The sequence below is a fragment of the Nocardia yamanashiensis NBRC 100130 genome (assembly GCF_001613325.1).
GTDB lineage: Bacteria > Actinomycetota > Actinomycetes > Mycobacteriales > Mycobacteriaceae > Nocardia > Nocardia yamanashiensis.
In genome coordinates this window covers 56,124-74,827 of the sequence record NZ_BDCD01000044.1, presented here as the reverse complement: position 1 = coordinate 74,827, position 18,704 = coordinate 56,124, and the positions used below count along the sequence as shown (strand labels likewise).

Annotated in this window: 19 protein-coding genes; 8 read left to right on the top strand and 11 right to left on the bottom strand. The window is 69.1% G+C overall.

The window, feature by feature from the left end; genetic code table 11:
* The 3 genes from NY1_RS37805 to pdhA form a co-directional block, all read right to left on the bottom strand.
* Positions 1-417 (bottom strand): biotin/lipoyl-containing protein (locus NY1_RS37805; protein ID WP_305778666.1); only part of this gene is annotated, 417 nt, incomplete at its 3' end.
* A 45-nt stretch (positions 418-462) separates the two neighbouring features.
* A complete protein-coding gene (locus NY1_RS37800; protein WP_067722186.1) occupies positions 463-1,446 on the bottom strand; it encodes an alpha-ketoacid dehydrogenase subunit beta in 984 nt (327 codons plus the stop codon).
* On the bottom strand, positions 1,443-2,522 hold the full coding sequence (gene pdhA, locus NY1_RS37795; protein WP_067722184.1) for a pyruvate dehydrogenase (acetyl-transferring) E1 component subunit alpha: 1,080 nt from the start codon (positions 2,520-2,522) through the stop codon (positions 1,443-1,445). Before pdhA ends, NY1_RS37800 begins: the two co-directional genes overlap by 4 nt.
* A 181-nt stretch (positions 2,523-2,703) precedes the next feature.
* Between pdhA and NY1_RS37790 the strand changes: the two genes are divergently transcribed.
* The 3 genes from NY1_RS37790 (at position 2,704) to NY1_RS37780 (ending at position 5,610) form a co-directional block, all read left to right on the top strand.
* Positions 2,704-3,237, top strand: coding sequence for an Lrp/AsnC family transcriptional regulator (locus NY1_RS37790; RefSeq protein ID WP_067722182.1), 534 nt, complete (start codon positions 2,704-2,706; stop codon positions 3,235-3,237).
* Positions 3,238-3,366: 129 nt separating this feature from the next.
* Complete coding sequence (locus NY1_RS37785; RefSeq protein WP_084536109.1) at positions 3,367-4,578, top strand: benzoate/H(+) symporter BenE family transporter; 1,212 nt, start codon at positions 3,367-3,369, stop codon at positions 4,576-4,578.
* 210 nt (positions 4,579-4,788) lie between these two features.
* Positions 4,789-5,610, top strand: coding sequence for a sulfurtransferase (locus tag NY1_RS37780; RefSeq protein ID WP_067722204.1), 822 nt, complete (start codon positions 4,789-4,791; stop codon positions 5,608-5,610).
* A 43-nt stretch (positions 5,611-5,653) separates the two neighbouring features.
* On the opposite strand, the gene NY1_RS37775 is transcribed toward NY1_RS37780, so the two are convergent.
* Positions 5,654-6,418, bottom strand: coding sequence for a class I SAM-dependent methyltransferase (locus NY1_RS37775; RefSeq protein WP_067722180.1), 765 nt, complete (start codon positions 6,416-6,418; stop codon positions 5,654-5,656).
* Between the two features lie 119 nt (positions 6,419-6,537).
* Here NY1_RS37775 and NY1_RS37770 point away from each other — a divergent pair, with 119 nt between their 5' ends.
* Positions 6,538-7,104, top strand: a complete 567-nt coding sequence (locus NY1_RS37770; protein WP_233434661.1) for a TetR/AcrR family transcriptional regulator — start codon at positions 6,538-6,540, stop codon at positions 7,102-7,104.
* Here NY1_RS37770 and NY1_RS37765 read toward each other — a convergent pair.
* Both NY1_RS37765 and NY1_RS37760 read right to left on the bottom strand, forming a co-directional pair.
* Positions 7,045-7,728 carry an HNH endonuclease family protein gene (locus NY1_RS37765; RefSeq protein ID WP_084536111.1) on the bottom strand — a complete coding sequence of 228 codons (684 nt, stop codon included), beginning with the start codon at positions 7,726-7,728 and terminating at the stop codon, positions 7,045-7,047. The genes NY1_RS37770 and NY1_RS37765 overlap by 60 nt on opposite strands.
* A 108-nt stretch (positions 7,729-7,836) precedes the next feature.
* Complete coding sequence (locus NY1_RS37760; RefSeq protein ID WP_067722201.1) at positions 7,837-8,199, bottom strand: hypothetical protein; 363 nt, start codon at positions 8,197-8,199, stop codon at positions 7,837-7,839.
* A 293-nt stretch (positions 8,200-8,492) separates the two neighbouring features.
* Here NY1_RS37760 and NY1_RS44900 point away from each other — a divergent pair, with 293 nt between their 5' ends.
* Positions 8,493-11,462, top strand: coding sequence for a DEAD/DEAH box helicase (locus NY1_RS44900; RefSeq protein WP_233434660.1), 2,970 nt, complete (start codon positions 8,493-8,495; stop codon positions 11,460-11,462).
* On the top strand, positions 11,459-12,229 hold the full coding sequence (locus NY1_RS37750) for an SWIM zinc finger family protein (protein WP_067722177.1): 771 nt from the start codon (positions 11,459-11,461) through the stop codon (positions 12,227-12,229). Before NY1_RS44900 ends, NY1_RS37750 begins: the two co-directional genes overlap by 4 nt.
* Here NY1_RS37750 and NY1_RS37745 read toward each other — a convergent pair.
* From NY1_RS37745 to NY1_RS37730, 4 genes are read right to left on the bottom strand one after another with little or no spacing between them, the layout of a single operon-like run.
* Positions 12,193-13,725, bottom strand: a complete 1,533-nt coding sequence (locus NY1_RS37745; RefSeq protein WP_084536105.1) for a flavin-containing monooxygenase — start codon at positions 13,723-13,725, stop codon at positions 12,193-12,195. The two genes, NY1_RS37750 and NY1_RS37745, sit on opposite strands and share 37 nt — an antisense overlap.
* Entirely contained in the window at positions 13,722-14,345 is a 624-nt protein-coding gene (locus tag NY1_RS37740; RefSeq protein WP_067722175.1) for an NAD(P)/FAD-dependent oxidoreductase, read from the bottom strand. The genes NY1_RS37745 and NY1_RS37740 overlap by 4 nt, the downstream gene beginning before the upstream one ends.
* A complete protein-coding gene (locus tag NY1_RS37735; protein ID WP_067722173.1) occupies positions 14,342-15,265 on the bottom strand; it encodes a reductase in 924 nt (307 codons plus the stop codon). Before NY1_RS37735 ends, NY1_RS37740 begins: the two co-directional genes overlap by 4 nt.
* 19 nt (positions 15,266-15,284) lie before the next feature.
* Positions 15,285-16,121, bottom strand: a complete 837-nt coding sequence (locus NY1_RS37730) for an SDR family NAD(P)-dependent oxidoreductase (protein WP_067722171.1) — start codon at positions 16,119-16,121, stop codon at positions 15,285-15,287.
* 104 nt (positions 16,122-16,225) lie between these two features.
* On the opposite strand from NY1_RS37730, the gene NY1_RS37725 reads away from it, so the two are divergent.
* Positions 16,226-16,861, top strand: a complete 636-nt coding sequence (locus NY1_RS37725) for a TetR/AcrR family transcriptional regulator (RefSeq protein ID WP_067722170.1) — start codon at positions 16,226-16,228, stop codon at positions 16,859-16,861.
* Positions 16,862-16,919: 58 nt separating this feature from the next.
* A complete protein-coding gene (locus NY1_RS37720) occupies positions 16,920-17,870 on the top strand; it encodes a DUF2157 domain-containing protein (RefSeq protein ID WP_157762738.1) in 951 nt (316 codons plus the stop codon).
* Between the two features lie 6 nt (positions 17,871-17,876).
* On the opposite strand, the gene NY1_RS37715 is transcribed toward NY1_RS37720, so the two are convergent.
* The gene (locus tag NY1_RS37715; RefSeq protein ID WP_067722196.1) at positions 17,877-18,683 is read right to left on the bottom strand and encodes a helix-turn-helix domain-containing protein; all 807 of its coding nucleotides are present in this window, start codon (positions 18,681-18,683) and stop codon (positions 17,877-17,879) included.
* Between the last annotated feature and the right edge of the window lie 21 nt (positions 18,684-18,704).

Sequence of the window (18,704 nt, the reverse complement as noted above, 5' to 3'; positions counted from 1 at the left end):
GTCCCCAGCCGTCGTGACGCCCCGGGCCGCGGCGGCTCGGGCGCGCCGCGATACGCCCTCGTTCTCAGGGCCGTAGCCCACCAGCACCGACTGCCGACCGCTCGGCGTCTCCGCGGAGTTCGCTGTCCCGGCGGCATTTCCGGCCGCCGCGACGACTGAAGCGTCGGCACCGGGTGTGGCGTCCGCCGTGCTCGCCACCCGGATCAGCGGCGCGCCCACGAGCACCGTCTCGCCGGGTTCGGCGAGCAGTTCGGTCACGGTGCCCGCGTACGGGCTGGGCAGGGCCACCTGGGCTTTGGCGGTTTCGACCTCGGCGATGATCTGGTTCAGCTCGATCGTGTCGCCGACCGCCACCGACCAGGACACCAATTCGGCGTCCGCTAAACCCTCGCCGAGATCGGGCAGCCGGAATTCCATGACCTGACGCTGATTGTCCACCGAGCTTCCTCCGTGCGTGACCGATTAGGCGGCGAGCGTGCGATCGACCGCGGCGAGAATGCGGTCGGGGTCGGGCAGGTGGTGCCGTTCGAGTTTAGCGGGGGGATAGGGGATGTCGTGCCCGCCGACCCGCAATACCGGCGATTCCAACTGGTAGAAGCAGCGTTCGGTGATGCGGGCGGCGATTTCCGCGCCGAGCCCGCCGAATACCGGCGCTTCGTGCGTGATCACCAAGCGTCCGGTCTTGCGCACCGAGGTCTCGATGGTGTCGAAGTCGATCGGCGACAGGCTGCGCAGATCGATCACTTCCAGCGAATGTCCTTCCGCCGCCGCGATATCGGCGGCGGTGAGCGCGGTGGCGACGGTGCCGCCGTAGGCCACCACGGTGGCGTCGGTGCCGCTGACGCACACTCGCGCCTGGTCCAGGGCCAATCCGCCGTCGCGGTCCAGCCCCTCGAAATCCACGTCGGCTTTGTCCCAATAACGCCGTTTCGGTTCGAAGAAGATCACCGGATCGTCGAGTGCGACGGCCTGCCGGATCATCAGATACGCGTCGGCGGGATTGCTCGGCGACACCACCCGCAACCCGGCGGTGTGCGTGAAATACGCCTCCGGCGATTCCGAATGATGCTCCACCGACCCGATCCCGCCGCCGAACGGAATGCGAATGGTGATGGGCGCGACCACTTTTCCGCGCGTCCGATAGTGGATTTTCGCGACCTGGCTGACGATCTGGTCGAATGCCGGATACACGAATCCGTCGAACTGAATTTCACAAACCGGTCGCAGCCCGCGCAATGCCATTCCGAAAGCCGTTCCGACGATCCCGGATTCGGCCAGCGGGGTGTCGATGACCCGATTGTTCCCGAAATCCTTCTGCAGCGTGTCGGTGACCCGGAAGACGCCGCCGAGCCGCCCGATGTCCTCGCCCATCAGCACGACCTTGGGATCGTCCTCCAGCGCTCGCCGCAACCCGAAGTTGATCGCGCCCGCGAATGTCGTCTTCATGACTGGGCTCCCTCCAGGTAGGCGGTGTACTCGCGGCGTTCCTCCGCGAGCAGCCGGTGCGGGGTGGCGTAGACGTGGTCGAAGAGGTCGGACACCTGCGGGTCCGGCATGTTCAGGGTGGCGCTGCGCAGCCGCGCGGCCACCTCGTCGGAGCGGACGGCCACTTCCTGTTCGAAATCGCTGTCCCACAGCTCTTCTCGCGCCAGCAGCCGGCGTATCCGGTCTATCGGGTCGCGGCGCTGCCACAGTTCGAGTTCGGCGGCGGTGCGGTAGCGGGTGGGATCGTCGGCGGTGGTGTGCGGGCCCATCCGGTAGGTGATGGCCTCGATGAACGACGGCCCGCCGCCGGACCGGGCACGGATCAGCGCCTGCCGGGTCACCGCCAGCACGGCCAGGGCGTCGTTGCCGTCCACCTGTACGCCCGGAATGCCGTAGCCGACGGCGCGCTGTGCGATCGGCGTGGCGCTCTGCACCCGGACGGGGGCGCTGATCGCCCAGTGATTGTTCTGGCAGAAGAACACCACCGGGGCGCTCCAGCTCGCCGCGAAGCCGAGCGCTTCGGCGATATCGCCCTGACTGGTGGCCCCGTCGCCGAAGTAGGCGATGGTCGCGATCTCCGCGCCTTCCAGATGGGCGGCGAAGGCATAGCCGGTGGCGTGCAAACCCTGTGCGCCCACCACGATCGCCGGATTGGTCATCTTGACCGCGTCGGCGTCCCAGCAGGAGTGCGCGACTCCGCGCCAGAGGGTGGTCATCTGCTCCGGCGGGACCCCGTGGCACCAGGCCACACCCGCCTCGCGGTAACTGCAGAACACGTAATCGTCGGTGCGCAGGGCGTGCGCCGAGCCGATCTGGGCGGCTTCCTGGCCGAGCAGCGGCGGCCACAAGCCGAGCTGGCCCTGCCGTTGCAGAGCGGTCGCCTCGGTATCGATGCGGCGGGCGATCACCATATCGGTGTAGATGGCCCGCAAACGTTCGGCATCGATATCGGCGACGAGCGGGGCGTGGACGCGATCGTGCACGCGGCGGCCGTCGGGCTGGATCAACTGCACCGGATAGGCGTTCTTCTCGGGCATGGGTATCGCCTCCTCGAAACACCGGGTACACCGTCATCGCCGGAGGATTGTGTCCTGTGAGCAACCGGTGTGTGTCCTGTACCACACAGCATCCTCTTTCGAGCGAACTGCGCAAGCAGCGACACGGCAACTGAGCAGAATGCGCGGTTGGGCGCGGGTCGGGGGTGTCATACTGCCTGACATGTCCAGTAGGGAGCCCGCTACCGGAACGATCGACGCCACCGATGCCCGGCTGTTGCTGGAGTTGGTGGCCAATCCCCGTGCGACCGGTGTGGAACTAGCCGCCCGCCTGGGGCTTTCGCGTAATACGGTGCAGGCCAGATTGGCGCGCTGGGAAGCCAACGGGGTGCTCGCCAGCTTCGAGCGCCGGGTCGAACCGCGAGCTCTCGGCTACCCCCTCTCCGCCTTCGTGGCGGTCGTCGTCGACCAGCACCAACTGGATGCCGTGGTCGCCGAACTGGCCGAAATCCCCGAGGTCACCGAGGTCTGCGGCATGACCGGCCCCACCGACCTCACGGTCCGCGTGGTCGCCCAGGACGCCGACGACCTCTACCGCATCACCGGCCACATCCTGAAGATCCCCGGCGTGGAACGCACCAATATGGCCTTGGTCATGCGCTCCCTGGTCGGCCCCCGCGCCACACCCCTGCTGGAACGGCTCGCCACCACCAACAGCATTCCCGCTCGCCCCACCGAAGACCTCGACCTCCGCTGAACCCGCCCGTCATCCCGGCGTGCTTTCGGCCGGGATCTCACGGCCTCGGTGCATTCGCCACTCAATTTCAGTCCAGTTTCACGTGATTGGCCGCTGACCCGCCCCCGACTGGACCGCCACGATAGCTCGATGAGCACGAGCGCAAGCGATATCGCCCCGGCCGTGGAAAACCCTCCCGAAACCGGGCTCGGGCAGCCCATCGGCGCCGGTATCGTCACCGCGCTCGTCGGCTTCACCAGCTCCTTCGCGGTGGTGCTGGCCGGTCTCACCGCCATGGGAGCTACTGCCGGGCAAGCGGCTTCGGGCCTGCTGGCCATCTGCGTCACGCAGGGCGTGGGCATGCTGCTGCTGAGCCGCTACTACCGGATGCCGATCACACTGGCCTGGTCCACGCCCGGCGCGGCGCTGCTGGCGAGCACCGGCATGGTGGCGGGCGGCTGGCCCGCGGTGGTGGGCGCGTTCGTGGTGGCAGGCATTCTCATTGTGCTGACGGGTTTCTGGCAGCGGCTGGGCGCGCTGATCGCCGCGATTCCGGTGGAGATCGCGCAGGCCATGCTCGCGGGCGTGCTGCTGCCGCTGTGCTTGGCGCCCATGAAGGCGCTCACCGTGAGCCCGGCGGTGGTCGTCCCGGTCATCGTGACCTGGCTGCTGCTGCAACGCTTCGCCCCGCGCTGGGCTGTGCTGGCGGCGTTCGCGGTGGCGGCCGTCGGCGCGGCGATCGACATCGTCGTCACGCATCGCAGCCTGGACTTCGCTGCCATGGTCCCGCGCGTGGAATTGACTGTCCCGCACTGGAGTTGGCAGGCGCTCATCGGCGTAGCGGTCCCGCTCTACATTGTCACCATGGCCGCGCAGAACATCCCCGGCACCGCCGTCATGAAGACCTTCGACTACCAGGTCCCCTGGCGAGCCGCGATGAGCGTCACGGGCATCGGCACCGCGCTCGGCGCGTTCGCGGGCGGTCACGCCATCAATCTGGCGGCCATCAGCGCCGCCCTCTCCGCCGCCCCCTCCGCGCACCCCGATCCGAAGCGCCGCTGGATCGCCGCCTTCACCGCGGGCCTGGCCTACCTCGTCCTGGCCCTCGCCTCCGGAGCCCTGGTCACCCTGGTCGCCGCCGCACCCGAGGGCGTCCTGGAAACCGTTGCGGGCCTGGCCCTCATCGCCACTCTCGCCGCCGCCCTGACCGCCGCCCTCACCCCCGCCGCCCACCGCTCCGCCGCCGCCCTCACCTTCCTGGTGGCCGCCTCCGGCGTCACTCTGCTCGGCATCGGCGCGGCCTTCTGGGCCCTGATCGCGGGCCTGCTGGTCCGCTGGCTGCTCCGCCCGGCCGCCGCCTGACCAACGGTCGGTAGCCTCCCTCGCCGTCCGGCGCGCTTCCGGCCGGAATCTCACTGCGGTGGTGCGGCGGCGCCTGCCGAAGATGGCGTGATGACGAAGGTCCGGTCGGGTCCATGGCCTTCCGCTGTGGCGGCGGGTGCGGCTGCGTAGGGTGGGGGCGTCGTCTTCAGGTGCGGATTTCTGCGAAGAGGAGTGGGCTTGAGCGCGGTGCTGATCTCGGCCGGGGAACTTCAGGAGCGGCTGGCGGCCGGGGATTCCCGGACGCGGTTGCTGGATGTGCGGTGGGCGCTGGGGGATCCGGACGGGCCGCAGCATTACCTGGACGGGCACATTCCCGGGGCGGTGTTCGTGGACCTGGAGACCGAGCTGGCCGCGCCGCCGTCGCCCGCCAAGGGCCGGCATCCGATGCCGGAGGTGGCGCATTTGCAGAAGTGCGCGCGGAGTTGGGGTGTGCGCGAAGGGGATTCGGTCGTCGTCTACGACGCCACCGGCGGGATGGCGGCGGCGCGGGCGTGGTGGCTGCTGCGCTGGGCGGGCGTGGCCGAGGTGCGGATTCTCGACGGCGGGCTGCCGGCCTGGGAGCGGGCGGGCGGCAAGGTCGTGTCGGGGGAGGAGCCCGATCCCGAGACCGGGGATGTGGTGCTGAGTTCCGGGAACATGCCGGTGATCGACGCCGACGCGGCCGCGTCCTGGAGCGGACTGCTGCTGGATGCCCGGGCGGGCGAACGCTATCGCGGCGAGGTGGAACCCATCGATCCGCGGGCGGGACACATTCCGGGTGCGGTCAGCGCCCCGACCGCCGAAAACCTCACTGCCGAAGGGCTTTTCAAGCCGATCGACGAATTGCGTTCGCGTTTCCAGGGTTTCGGCTCCGGTCAGGTCGCCGCCTACTGCGGTTCGGGCGTGACGGCGGCACACCAGGTCGCCGCCCTCGCGGTCGCGGGCATCGATGCCGCGCTGTATCCGGGCTCCTGGTCGCAGTGGTCGAACGACCCCAAGCGTCCGGTCGCCACCGGTCCGGAACCGGTGTGATCCCGGTGCGCCCCGGCGGATTCGGGGCGCACCGCGGGCAGGCTCACTCCGGCTTCACGGCCGTCAGGATGCCAACCGGGAAGCGGCTGGTGCGGTATTCGAAGCCGGTGAAGCCGATGTCCGACAACACCTTCCGGTAGCGCTGCACATTCACCGCCGCCAGCGGATCGTTCGCGCCGCCGCCCTCGCGGCCGTGCCCGTGCACTTCGTCGTGCCCGTGGTCGTGCCCGCGCACCTCGTCGTGCGCGTGGTGGCCGTGCGCGGCGCCACCGTGCCGCCGGGCCGACACCCGGGCCATGAAACGTATGGCCGCGCTGCTGAAACCGCTGGTGGGGGTGGCGTCGGCGAGCAGCAGCCGCCCGCCGGGGCGCAGGATGCGGAAGATCTGCCGCAGGGCGCGTTCGCGTTCCGCTTCCGGGATGTGGTGCATGGCGAAGCTGGAGGTGGCGACGTCGAAGGCGGCGTCGGGCAGGGTCAGGGATTGAGCGGGCGCGAGTTCGAAGCGGCAGTTGGCGGGCGAGTGCGCGCTCGCGTAGTCGATCATCGGCGCGGACGGATCGACGCCCACCACCCGGCCGTGCGGGCCGACGCGGGAACTCAGTTCGCGCACCAGCCGGCCGGGACCGCAGCCGATATCGACGGCGTGATCCCCGGAGCGCACGCCGGCGGCATCGGCGAGTTCGGCGATCAACCGGCCGGTGCGGCCGAGGAAGAACACATCGGTGAGCAGGTTGTAGCGGCGCGGCCAGGTGATGAGACCGCCGACCGCGGTGGATTCGGACGTGGAGGCTTGTTCGTTTCGGGCCATGTGTTCATCATCGGAGTATGGAAAAGTCCAGGCCAGAACCAGTTTCGGCGGATCCGTCCGATTCCGCACAGGGTCGGGGAAAGTGTGCGGAAACGCCGCTGCCGGTGGGGGATCGGCGGGTGCGGCGGACCCGGCTGGCCCTGCATCGGGCTTTGATCGAACTCATGAGCGCGGGACCGTACGAGCGGATCACGGTGCAGGACATCATCGATCGCGCGGATGTCGGCCGCTCCACCTTCTACGCGCACTACCGGGACAAGGACGATCTGCTGCTGGTCAGCTGCACCGAGCATGTGCGGGCGATCGTCGCGGAGGGCATGGCGGCGCAGCCGGCGGACCGGTCGCTGCTGGCCCCGGTGGCGATCCTGTTCCGGCTGGCGGGTGAGCATCCGCAGGTGTACAACCCGCTGGTCGGTCCGCGCGCGAACGCCACCGTGCTGCGGGCGGTCCGGCGGATGTACGCCGATCTGCTCACCGAGCACCTGGGCCCGCGACTGGGCCTGCCGCCACGGGAACTGGCCGCCACCGTGACCTTCCTGTCCTGGGGCCTGCTCGGCTTGCAGGAAGCGGTGGTGGATCCGCGCGATCCGCTCACCGCGGCGGAGGCGTTCCGCAGGTTCGGGGAGCTATGGGCAGGTTCGGGCTACGCGGGCGAGCGCGTCCCGGTCGGCGGCGGTGAGCGGTAGCTCGTAGCGGACGGCGACGGTTAGGTACTTCCCGGCGTAGAAGCAGTGCCCGGCCCGGGACGGCGGCAGCCAGTCGCCGGGCGTGCGATCACCCTTGTCCTGGTTGGCCTTTGCGGCCACGGCCAGCAGATTGACCTCCACGTCATTGGCGAACCGTAGGCGTTGCGCCGCGCCCCATCCGGACGCGCCCATATCCCAGGCCGCCGCCAGCGGATACACGTGATCGATCTGAATGTCCTTGGCGTCGGATTTGGTGAAATCGATGCGCTTGCCGGTGTACGGATCGTCGAGCGTCCCCGACACCACCACGCAGTCGCCTTTGCGCACCACGCCCGAAAGCTGTTCGCCCAGTACATTATTGCGGGTGTCGCAGCCGTCGTGCCCGCGCGGCGCGTCCTGATCGTCGCTCCACGCCGGCCCGAAGACACAGCCCTGCCCGGCCTTGCACCCGCGTTCGTAACCGCCGGGATGCCCGCGCGAATCCACGATTCGCACTGTGGTCAGGAGCTTTTCGAGCTCCGCGCGGGCCGGACTGCCGGGCGCGGGCGCGGTTTCCCCGCCGATAGCTGTGCACCCTGTCGCGAGCAGTATCAGCGCGGTGAGCACCGCGAGCGCGGCCGGTATCCGATGCGCGTACGGCCCGGGAAGTGCGGAGGACACCTCACGGGTCTACCCGAAAGCGGCTGTCCTACGCCGCTTTCGGGCAGGTTCGCGCGACCCGCGCGGGTGTGTCTACAACCAGGCGTGCGCCAGCAGGTCGTCCGCCGCGGTCTCGGACAGCTGCGGTGGGTACCGCATGGCCTGAATGGATTCGCTGTGCGCGCCGTCGTGGCCGATCAGCCAGGACCCGCCGCGGTCCTCGCATTCGGCGATCTTGGCGAAGGTGGTGAGCAGGAAGGTGATGGAGTCACGCGGGTCGGCGGTGCGCGCCAGGCGCTGTGATTCTCCCGGCCTGGACAAGTCCAGCCAGACGCCGGACTGCCCGTCCAGGCGCATCCCCACGATCTTGGTCGTGTCCACGAAGGTGAACTTGCGTCGTTCCCACGGCGTTGTCGGCGTGAAGCTCTGCTCGAGCACTTGGAGCAGAATCGTCATCTTCACGGCCTCCCTCGGTATCGAAAGTGCCACGGCTCCGGATTGAGTCGCGGTGGATTATCAGGGTGCGCCCCCGCCGGTCGACGCCGAGACCCGTCAGCGGACGGGCACAAGCGACCTCGCCGTATGCGGTGACCTGCGGATATACCAGTATGTTCCGTGGCGGCGGAAAAGAGAAGACCTGCCGGGGGCGGTGATTTGCCGGATTTCCGCAATGCCCTCGGATGACACCTCGGAAACACGGCATAACGGGTTGATTCCGGGCTGTCGGACCCGGCTGATTTGATGGTCGGATGCTGCACGGACTGTGGTCACCGGGCTCGGGCTTGCTGCTGTGGCGCGACCCGGCGGCCGGCGCCGGTGCCGCAGTGACCCCGGGTGAGCCGCTGACCTCGGCCGATGGTGTGAATCTGCCGGATCCGCTGGGCGGGATCGTGCGCGCGGCCAAGTTCCGGCACAAGGCCGAAGTGCTGGTGAACGGCATGTACGGGCCCGAGCGCGCCAAGGTGCCCGCGCACGCCCTGGCCCCCGAATTCGCCGCCCGGGTGCTGCTGCAAGCACTGCCCAGCGGGGCGGTGGCCGGCGATCTGCGCTTTCTCGCCCATGTTGCCAGGGGGGTGGACCGCTGGGTCCGGGCCGGGCGCATCGTGCCGGAGGTCCGGCGTGACGACGGCGAATGGTGGGCGCGCTGGCGGCTGGTCGGCGGCCAGCGGCAACGGGCCTGGCTGGCCGAGCTCGCGGTGGCCATGCCGGCCGCGCTTCAGGTGGCGGGCCGCCCCACCGAACTGCTGGAGAACCTGATCGGTGAGCTGACCGATCCGATCGTGCGAACGCACCTGGGCGACGATGCGGCCACCCGGCATACCGGGACGCCGGAGGCGCCATCGCATCCGCTGCTGACCGCGCTGCTCACCGGCGAACCGCTGGAGACCGGATCGCATCGGGTGTCGGCGGTACTGGAGGACTGGCGGACCAGCCTGACCGTGGACGAGCCGGTGCTGGTGCTGCGGCTGCTGGAACCCGAGGAGGACGACACCTCCGGCTTGTGGCGGCTGGAAGTGTGCCTGCGCACGGAAGGCGAAGCGCCGCAACCGGTGCTGCTGCCCGGTGATCCGCAGCTGGTGCGGCTGGCGGGGGAGAAGCTGGCCGCCGCCAAACAGGCATATCCGCGATTGCGCGACCTGCCGGGCGATTCGCGCAGCATGGACCTGTTCATGCCCACCGAGGTGGTCATGGACCTGGTCGCGCACGGCGCGTCCGTCCTCCAGGCGGCCGGGGTGCGGCTGCTGCTGCCGCGCGCCTGGCGGGTGGCAGCGCCCACCATGAAATTGCAGGTGCAGAGCCCGCCAGCGACCGAAAGCGCGGTCGGGCTACAGGGTTTGGTGAAATTCCGCTGGGAACTGGCCCTCGGCGACATCGTCCTCACCCCCGCCGAGATGGCGCGGCTGGTGCAGTCCAAATCGGATCTGGTGCAACTGCGCGGCGAATGGGTGCAGGCCGACCACCGCATGCTGGCCGCGGCCGCCGACTACGTCTCGGGCCGCACCGACGGCACCGAGACCACCATGGGCGGCCTGTTTGCCGAGCTCGCGCGGCAACCGGTGATCGGCGTACCCGTCGAAGAGGTCACCGCGACCGGTTGGGCCGCACAGCTTTTCGACGCGGACCACGCCGTCGAACCGGTCCCGGACCCGATCGGCCTGAAGGCGCAGCTGCGCCCCTACCAGCAGCGCGGCCTGACCTGGCTGGCCACCATGAGCCGCCTCGGCTGCGGCGCGGTCCTCGCCGACGATATGGGTCTGGGCAAGACCGTCCAGGTCCTCGCGCTACTCGTCCACGAGCGTGAAAACGTTGCCGCTGTTCAGGTTTCGGCCCGGGCGGATGATGCGCCGACGGCGGCGGAAGCTGCATTGCGCACGGGCGTCGCTCTTTCCGCCAATGATGTGCGGACCACCGCGGACGGTCCCGCGATCGGCCCGACCTTGCTGGTGTGCCCGATGTCGGTGGTGGGCAACTGGCAGCGGGAGGCGGAGCGGTTCGCGCCGGATCTGCGGGTGCTGGTGCATCATGGGGCGGCGCGTCGCTCCGGCGCGGAACTCGATGCGGCGGTGGCGGATTCGGATCTGGTGATCACCACCTATGCGCTGCTGGCGCGAGATGTGGAGGAGTTGAAGCGGCAGCCGTGGCAGCGGGTGACGCTCGATGAGGCGCAGCACGTCAAGAATGCGGGGACGCGGCAGGCGCGGGCGGCGCGGCTGGTGCCGGCGCGGCATCGGCTGGCGCTCACCGGAACTCCGGTGGAGAACCGCCTGGAGGAGCTGCGGTCGATTCTGGATTTCGCCAATCCGCAGCTGCTGGGCAAGCCGAAGGATTTTCACGCCCGGTTCGCGGTGCCGATCGAACGAGAGCACGACGCCAATGCCGTGACGCGGCTCAAAGCCATCACCTCCCCGTTCGTGCTGCGCCGGGTGAAGACCGATCCGGCGGTCATCTCCGACCTCCCGGACAAGATCGAGATGACGGTGCGGGCCAACCTCACCGTGGAGCAGGCCGCGCTGTATCAGGCGGTGCTGGACGATATGTCGGCCAAGCTCAAGTCCGCCAAGGGTATGGAGCGCAAGGGCGCGGTGCTGGCCGCGCTGACCCGGCTCAAGCAGGTGTGCAATCACCCGGCGCACTATCTGAGCGACGGTTCCGCGCTGCTGCGGCGCGGGCATCACCGGTCCGGGAAGCTGGCGCTGGTGGAGGACATTCTGGAGTCCGTCATCGCCGACGGTGAACGAGCGCTGCTGTTCACCCAGTTCGCCGAATTCGGAAACCTGGTGGCCCCGTACCTGACCGAGCGTTTCGGCGCGGAGGTCCCGTTCCTGCACGGCGGCGTCAGCAAACAGCGCCGCGACGCCATGGTCACCGGCTTCCAGTCCGAGAACGGCCCGCCGCTCATGTTGCTCTCGCTCAAAGCCGGCGGCACCGGCCTGAACCTGACCGCCGCCAATCACGTGGTGCACCTGGACCGCTGGTGGAATCCGGCGGTGGAGAACCAGGCCACCGACCGCGCCTTCCGCATCGGCCAGCGCAAGGATGTGCAGGTGCGCAAGCTGGTGTGCGTGGACACCATCGAGGAGCGGGTGGACGACATGCTGCGCGGCAAGAGCAAACTCGCCGACCTGACGGTGAGCGCGGGCGAGAAGTGGATCACCGAACTCGGCGACGACGAACTGCGCGAACTGTTCGCGCTGGGTGCGGAGGCGGTCGGCGAATGAGCCCGTTCGTGGATTACTCGGAGTTCGGCAAGCGCCGCCCGGTCAAGGGCGGCGTCGCGGCGCGCAGTCAGCGCGGGGCGGCCTTCGCCAAAACCTGGTGGGGCCGTTCGTTCCTGGAGGCCGTCGAACAGGTCGCCGATCAAGGCCGATTGACGCGCGGCCGCACCTACGCCCGCGCGGGCCAGGTGATCAGCTATCACCTGGAACCCGGCGCGGTGGGCGCGGAGGTGCAGGGCAGTCAGCCGCGCCCGTTCGTCTGCGTGCTCAGCCTGCGGCAATTGCGGGACGAACGGCTCGACGAATTGGTGGAGCTGGTGCGTTCCACGCCGGGCATGCTCGGCGAGATCGCCGCCGGCACCCTGCCCCGGGCGCTGGGTCCGCTGCTGCTGCCCACCACCGCGTCGGAATTGGATTTCTCCTGCAACTGCCCGGATATGGGCTGGCCCTGCAAGCATGTGGCGGCGGTCTGCTACGTGCTGGCCGAGCGCTTCGACGAGCGGCCGCTGGATCTGCTCACCCTGCGCGGGGTCGAACTGGACGCGCTCATCGGCAGCGTGCAGCAGGCCGGCGCGACGGTGACTTCCACCGATATCTACGGCGACGAGACCGCCCTGCCCGCCCTGCCGAAACCGGATTTCCGCCCGGCCCCGGAGGATCTGGACGCCATCCTGCTGCGGCAGGCGCTGCGCATGACCGCCGAGGACGAGCGCAGCGCCGAATCCGGGCTGCGTCAGCTGCGCGCCGTGTACCGCTCGCTGGACGCGTAGGAATCCGCGGGCACCGTGTCGAATCGGTAGTCGTCCAGGTCGAAATGCCCGGCGCGCCAAGCGGCTTCGACGGTGCTCATGGGCCGCAGCGGCACATCGCCGTTCTTGTCGAAGTAGTAGCTGTTGGCCACCGCGCAGCTGTCCTGCCAGAACACCTGCGTGCCACGGCGATTCAGCATCTCCCGGAAGTACCGGTCGTTGGCCTCGCCGGTCACCTCGACCCGGGTGCACCGCTGCTTGCGCGCTCGGCGCAGCAGCCGCAGGATATGCCGGGTCTGCATCTCGATGAGGGTGAAGTAGGACGAACCGTTGTAGCCGTACGGGCCGATGATGGTGAAGAAGTTCGGGAAGCCCGGCACGCTCACGCCCTCGTAGGCTTGCAGCCGATTCTTGTCCCACCAGTCCTCCAAGCGCACGCCGGCACTGCCGTGCAGATCGAAGGTCGGCATATTGCCCGATTCCATGACCTTGAAGCCGGTGGCCATGATGAGCACGTCCACCTCGTGATCGGTGGCGGCGGTGCGCAATCCGGTCGGCGTGATCTCGGTGATCGGGTCGGTCTCCAGCAGCACATTGTCCCGGTTGAAGGTCTTCAGGTAGTCGTTGGAGAACGACGGGCGCTTGCAGCCCAGCGCATAACGCGGGGTGAGCTTGTCCCGCACCACCGGATCCTGGACTTGATCCCGCAGATGCGCCAGCCCGGTGTGCTCGCCCAGTTTCACGGCGGGCAGCACTTTGTAATAGTGCGCGGACAGCGGGAACGTGAGCTCCACGAAGGCCTGGCTCAGCAGCCGGGTGAGCGATTGCCCGCCCGGCAGCCGCATGACGGTGCGCAGCGCGGGGGACAGCGGGGCGTCGGGCCGGGGCAGGCACCAGATCGGGGTGCGCTGGAAGACCACGAGCTGCGCGACCTCGGGTGCGATCTCCGGAATCACCTGTACCGCCGAGGCTCCGGTGCCGATGATGCCGACGCGCTTACCGCGCAGGTCATGTGCATGATCCCAGCGCGCCGTGTGCATGGTGATGCCCTCGAACCGTTCGGCTCCCGGGATCTCGGGCAGTTTGGGCCGCGTCAGCACGCCGGTCGCACCGATCAGATAGCGTGCGGTGAGCTCGTCCCCGTCGGCCGTGCCGACTCGCCACAGATGCAGCGCGTCATCGAAATCGGCGCGAGTGATGGTGGTGCCGAACCGGATTCGCGGGCGCAGGCCGTACTTGCGAACGCACTTCTCGGCGTAGGCCTTCAGTTCCTTACCGGGCGCGTACACCCGCGACCACGAGTTCTGCTGCTCGAACGAGTACTGGTAGCTGAACGACGGAATATCCACGGCGATACCGGGATAGGTGTTCCAATGCCAGGTCCCGCCCACGCCGTCGGCCTCGTCGAGAATCACGAAATCCTCGAATCCGGCCTTGCGCAGGGCGATTCCCATGCCGATGCCGGAGAAGCCGGCTCCGACGATCAGTATCTCGTGGTCGACGACGGTGCTGTTCACGCCAGTTCCTCCGCGTAGATGATGCAGTCCACCCGATGCTCGATGCCGTCCACGGTGCGAATGCCCAGCGCGGCGAGCCGGGCGATGGGCCAGGTGACGAGCGTGCAGCGGGGGTCTTGCAGGGCTCGGTAGTAGCGGCCGTGCACGCGCACGCCCGCCGTGGTGTCCGGGGTGAGTTGCCGCCGCTGCCACGAATCACGAACTTGCACACGCAGATTCAGCGATGCCGCGCCGTGCAGGATCGACCGTGTCAGGCGGTGCGCCACCCGTCCGCTCGGCGCGGGAGACTCCGGCCCGGGATCGCCGGGCAGTGGCGGGGCCGAATCGGACGGCAGTAGCCCGAGCAGATCCTCGGGCAGCAAGCGCACCAGCTCCCGTACGCCCGGCAGCGGCGGCGTCGGCAGCACCCACACCGGATCACGCTGGAAGACGGTCACTCTGCGCGCCTGCGCGAGGATCGGCGGCAGCACCTGCGCGACCGCCGCGCCGCCGCCGACCACCGCCGCATGCCGTCCACGCAGGTCGAGCTGGTCGCGCCAATGCGCGCAGCGCACCTGCGGCCCCTGATACGCCGCCGCGCCGCGCCCGCGCCGATCACCGCGCCGGATCGGGGCGCTCATTTCGCCACCGGCTCATGGGTCAGCGCCTTGGACCAGGACGGCGTACGCCCCAGCACCCGCACCGGGAAGTGGTCGATGGCCTTGTTCAAGCCGTCGTTCACGGCCTGGACCGGCTGCCAGCGGTTGATGGTGGCCATCCCGTGCATGCGCACCACGTGGAACAGCGGCAGCCGCTTGATCTCCGGGCTGCGCTCACCCGCCTTCTCGTAGCGCCGGACCGCGTTCCAGAGCTTCTCCTCGTCGAGGCCCATGGCCATGATGTTGGCCGACATGCGCGACAGCAGCGGCGTGTACAGCAGTGCGCCCATCAGGAAGGTGGGGCGCAGCGCGTAGCCCGCCGTCTCGATGGCGATGCGCCGCGCGGGCCCCGCGCCGAGCTGCTCGAGCACCTGGAAGCCCACGGCCAGATGCCGGGATTCGTCGCTGTTGATATTGCGGAAAACCTCGTGGCACAGTGGATCTCGCACCTCGTCGAGCAGGAACTTGACCAGCGCGCCGTCCAGGGCGCATTCCAGCGACGGGATGACGGTGCCGAGTACCGGCAGTGTGAGACCGTCCCCGTACCGGTCCAGCCATTGGATGATGAGGCGGATGTTCTTGTTGGGCACCGGCATCCGATCGCCGTCGAGCATGCCCCAGCGCCGCATGAGCGCCAGTTCGGCATTGGCGTGCTTCTGCTCCTCGGCGTGGAAGTGCCGGTAGATCTCCTTGAGCGGTCCTTCGGGGGCGCGTTTGGTGAGGGCCGCGAATCCGCGTGCGCCCACATGCTCGATCCACACCAGATCCGCCATGAACTTGGCGAGATTCGGCCGCTGCTCGTCGGTGATGAGCTCGGCTCCCGGTGCGTCCCAATCGATATCGGCCAGCGCCCACTGCCGGTCCTGGACCGTTGCGAGCATGTCGGAATATGCGAACGCCATTGTTCAGACTCCCTGCGAATCAGCGCACCAGCCGCTCCAGTAATCCGGCGGCGCGGGTGTACGGGTCGGGCAGCAGCCGTTTGGACTGCCAGATCAACTTGGCCTCGAGTTGCGGCACCACGTAGAACTGGCCGCTGTCGACGGCGTCGAGGGTGGTGCGCGCGATGGCGGCGGGCGGTCGCCCGGTCCAGCGCAGCAGGCGATCACCCCAGCGTTCGACGGATTCGTCGCCGATCGAAACGCCTTCCAGGATGTTGGTTTTCACGGCGGTGGGGCACAGCACGGTGACGTGCACGCCGGAACCGGAGAGCTCGGCCGCGAGGGTCTCCGAGAGCGCCAGCACGCCCGCCTTGCTCACGTTGTAGGCGCCCATGCGCGGCGCGGATCCGAAGGCCGCGGCCGAGGCCACGTTCACGATCGCCCCGTGTCCGGCGGCCCGCAGCCGGGGCGCGAACACGTGGCAGCCGTGGATGACGCCCCACAGATTGATGTCCAGGACCTGATGCCATTCGCTCAGCGGCGCATCGCCGATGACGGCCCCGCCCCGGCCGATCCCGGCATTGTTGATCACCACGTCGGCGGGCTTGCCGAACCACTCCTCGGCGGTGTTCGCCAGGGCCGCAACCTGATTCAGGCTGCTCACATCGCACACCACGTCGAAGGCCTTGCCGCCGGCATCGCACACCAGGTCCACGGTGGCCCGCGCTCGCGCCGGATCGATATCGGAGCAGACCACCCGCCCGCCGCGCCGGCCGAGCTCGACCGCGAAGGCCCGCCCGATCCCGCTGCCGGAGCCGGTGACCACCGCGTCCGCGTGCCGGGTGCGGCGAGCGCCGCCGAATGGATTGAGCCGCATGGGAACTCCCGGAGAGTTGGCATCCGGGCGGTCAACTGGTGGCGTCTGCCACCATTGGCCGCACCTGCCACCAATTAGGCGCGCGGTGCGCTATTTTGTCAAGCATGGACGTCCGCGCACCCGCTCGAACCTGGGGCGGCCGCACCCCCGAGGAACGCCGCGCCGAACGCCGCCGCCGGCTCCTCGACGCGGCTCTGGAGATCTGGCTCGAAAACGGCTGGGCCGCAGTCACCATGCGCGGCGTGTGCACGCGCGCCGCGCTCAACGACCGCTACTTCTACGAGCATTTCGCCGACCGTGACGAACTGCTGGGCGCGGTCTGGGACGAGGTCTGCTTCGAGGTCTTCGGCGAGCTCTCCGCCGTTGTCGCCGAGCATCTTTCGGAAGCGCCCCTGGAGATCCTGCACCTGGCGGTGGCGCGCGCCATCGATCTGCAGTCGAACGGGCACGCCCGCATCCTGTTCGACAATCACGCCGGCAGCCGGGTGCTGGAGGAGCGCCGCAAGGCCACCCTCACCGAGGCCACCGATCTGCTCATCGCCACCGGCCGTCCCTACCTGCGCCCCGGCGTGGACGAATCCGCCTTCCGGATGAGCACTCTCATGGGCATCGGCGGGTTCAGCGAGCTGCTCACCGCTTGGCGCACCGGCGCCATCGAGGCCGATACCGCCGCCATCGTCGAACACGTCTGCCGCACCGCCGACCTGCTCGGCACCCAATACCTGGCGCTGCCGGACTGATCCGCCGCGCCGGGAACCGACCGCGATGCGCAATGGCCAAGCCCGTCGATAATGAGGCATGACAGTTGATCGTGAGGTGGGGGCCGCGCTGGCGCGATTGGTCAGTGACGGGGTGCTGACCGGCGACCAGCGTGATGCGGTGCTGGACGCGGTGGCGTGGGAGCGGGCGGCGCGGCATGCGCCGGGGCGGCTGCTGGCCGAGATCGCGGCCTATGCGGGGGCGGGGCTGGTACTGGCCGGGCTGGTGGTGCTGCTGGATTCCTCCTGGGACAACCTCGGCACGGCCGGGAAACTGCTGGCGCTGGCGCTGGTTTCGGCCGGATTGATCGCGGGCGGCGTGGCCTTGGCGGGCGGGCGGCGCGGACTGTTCCAGCCCGATGGTTTCGCCCGCACCGGTCCGGCCCGGCTGGCGGCGACGCTGTTCGCCCTGGCCCCCATCTCCGCCGCCCTGCTGGTCGGGCTGGCTATCGACGAACGCGGCGACGACAACGCGTTCGTCTGGGCCGCGCTGGTCGGCACCGGGCTGGCGGTGCTCGGTTACACGGCACTGCCATCGTTGATGGGGCTGGTGGCCTGTGGCCTGTTCTCCGCCCCGGCGGTGGCGGCGATGCTCACGGTCTGGGCGGATCTGGACGATTTCGGCATGGGCATCGGCCTGCTCGTACTGGCCGGAATCTGGTTCGCGGCCGCCCGATCCGGCCGGGCAGTACCGACCTGGGCCGGCTACGTCATCGCCATGGTGATCGCCGTCGTCGGCGCCGAACTGACCGGCGACCTGCACACCGGCTGGGCCGTCGCCTTCCTGCTGGCGACCGCCGCAACATGTTTCGCCCTCTACTTCACCGACCGCAACCCGGTGCTGGTGCTCGGCGGCGGCGCACTGGTGACCATCGCGGTGGTGCAAGCGGTCTGGGAATGGACCGACCATTCGGTGGGCGCGGCCGTCCTCATCCTGGTGGCCGGTGCGGCGGTGCTGGGCGTGGGCGCGGTCCGGCTGGGACGCGGTTGAGCGCGGTCAGGGTTCCCCGGCCAGGCCGCGCAGCGCGGTCGCGGTGAATTCGTCCAGGGGATAGAAGAATTCGATGGCCAGCTCGGACAGGGTGACATCGGCGGGCGCGCCGAAGGTGGCCATGGTGCTGAACATGGACAGTTCGCCCATCGGCGTCCGGATGCGCAGCGGAACCTGGAACGGCCCGGTCTCGGGAGCATCCGTGCGCTCGCCGGAATCGGCCGCGGGATAGCCGGATATCTCCTCGCGCAGCGCCCGCAGCCGGGCATCGCCGGTCGCATTGACCTGGGCGGCAAGGCGTTCCAGGAACGCTTCGCGAACCTGAGCCGCATTGACCAGGTGCCGGGACAGGCCCTCGGGGTGCAGGACCAGGCGGTACACGTTCGGGCGCGGGGCGAGCAGATGATCGGGAATGCCACGCATCAGCACCCCCATGGCGTGATTGCCGGTCACCACATCCCAATGCCGATCCACCACCACCGCCGGGTACGGCTCATGGGTGGTGAGCATGGTGTCGAGCGCGCTGCGCACGGCGGCCAGTCCGGCGTCGTCGAGACTGCTCTCCCGGTATTCGGGGGCGTATCCGGCGGCGAGCAGGAGCGTATTGCGTTCCCGTAGTGGGATATCCAGGGTTTCGCACAGTCGCAGCACCATGCCGCGACTGGGTTCGGCGCGCCCGGTCTCCACATAGGACAGGTGCCGCGCCGAGGTGCCGGCGGCCAGCGCCAGGTCCAACTGGCTCAATCGGCGCCGTTGCCGCCAATCCCGGAGCAGCACGCCGATTCTGGAGAGCCGCGGTGCGGTCTGCGTCATATGCGCAGCGTAGCCACGCAG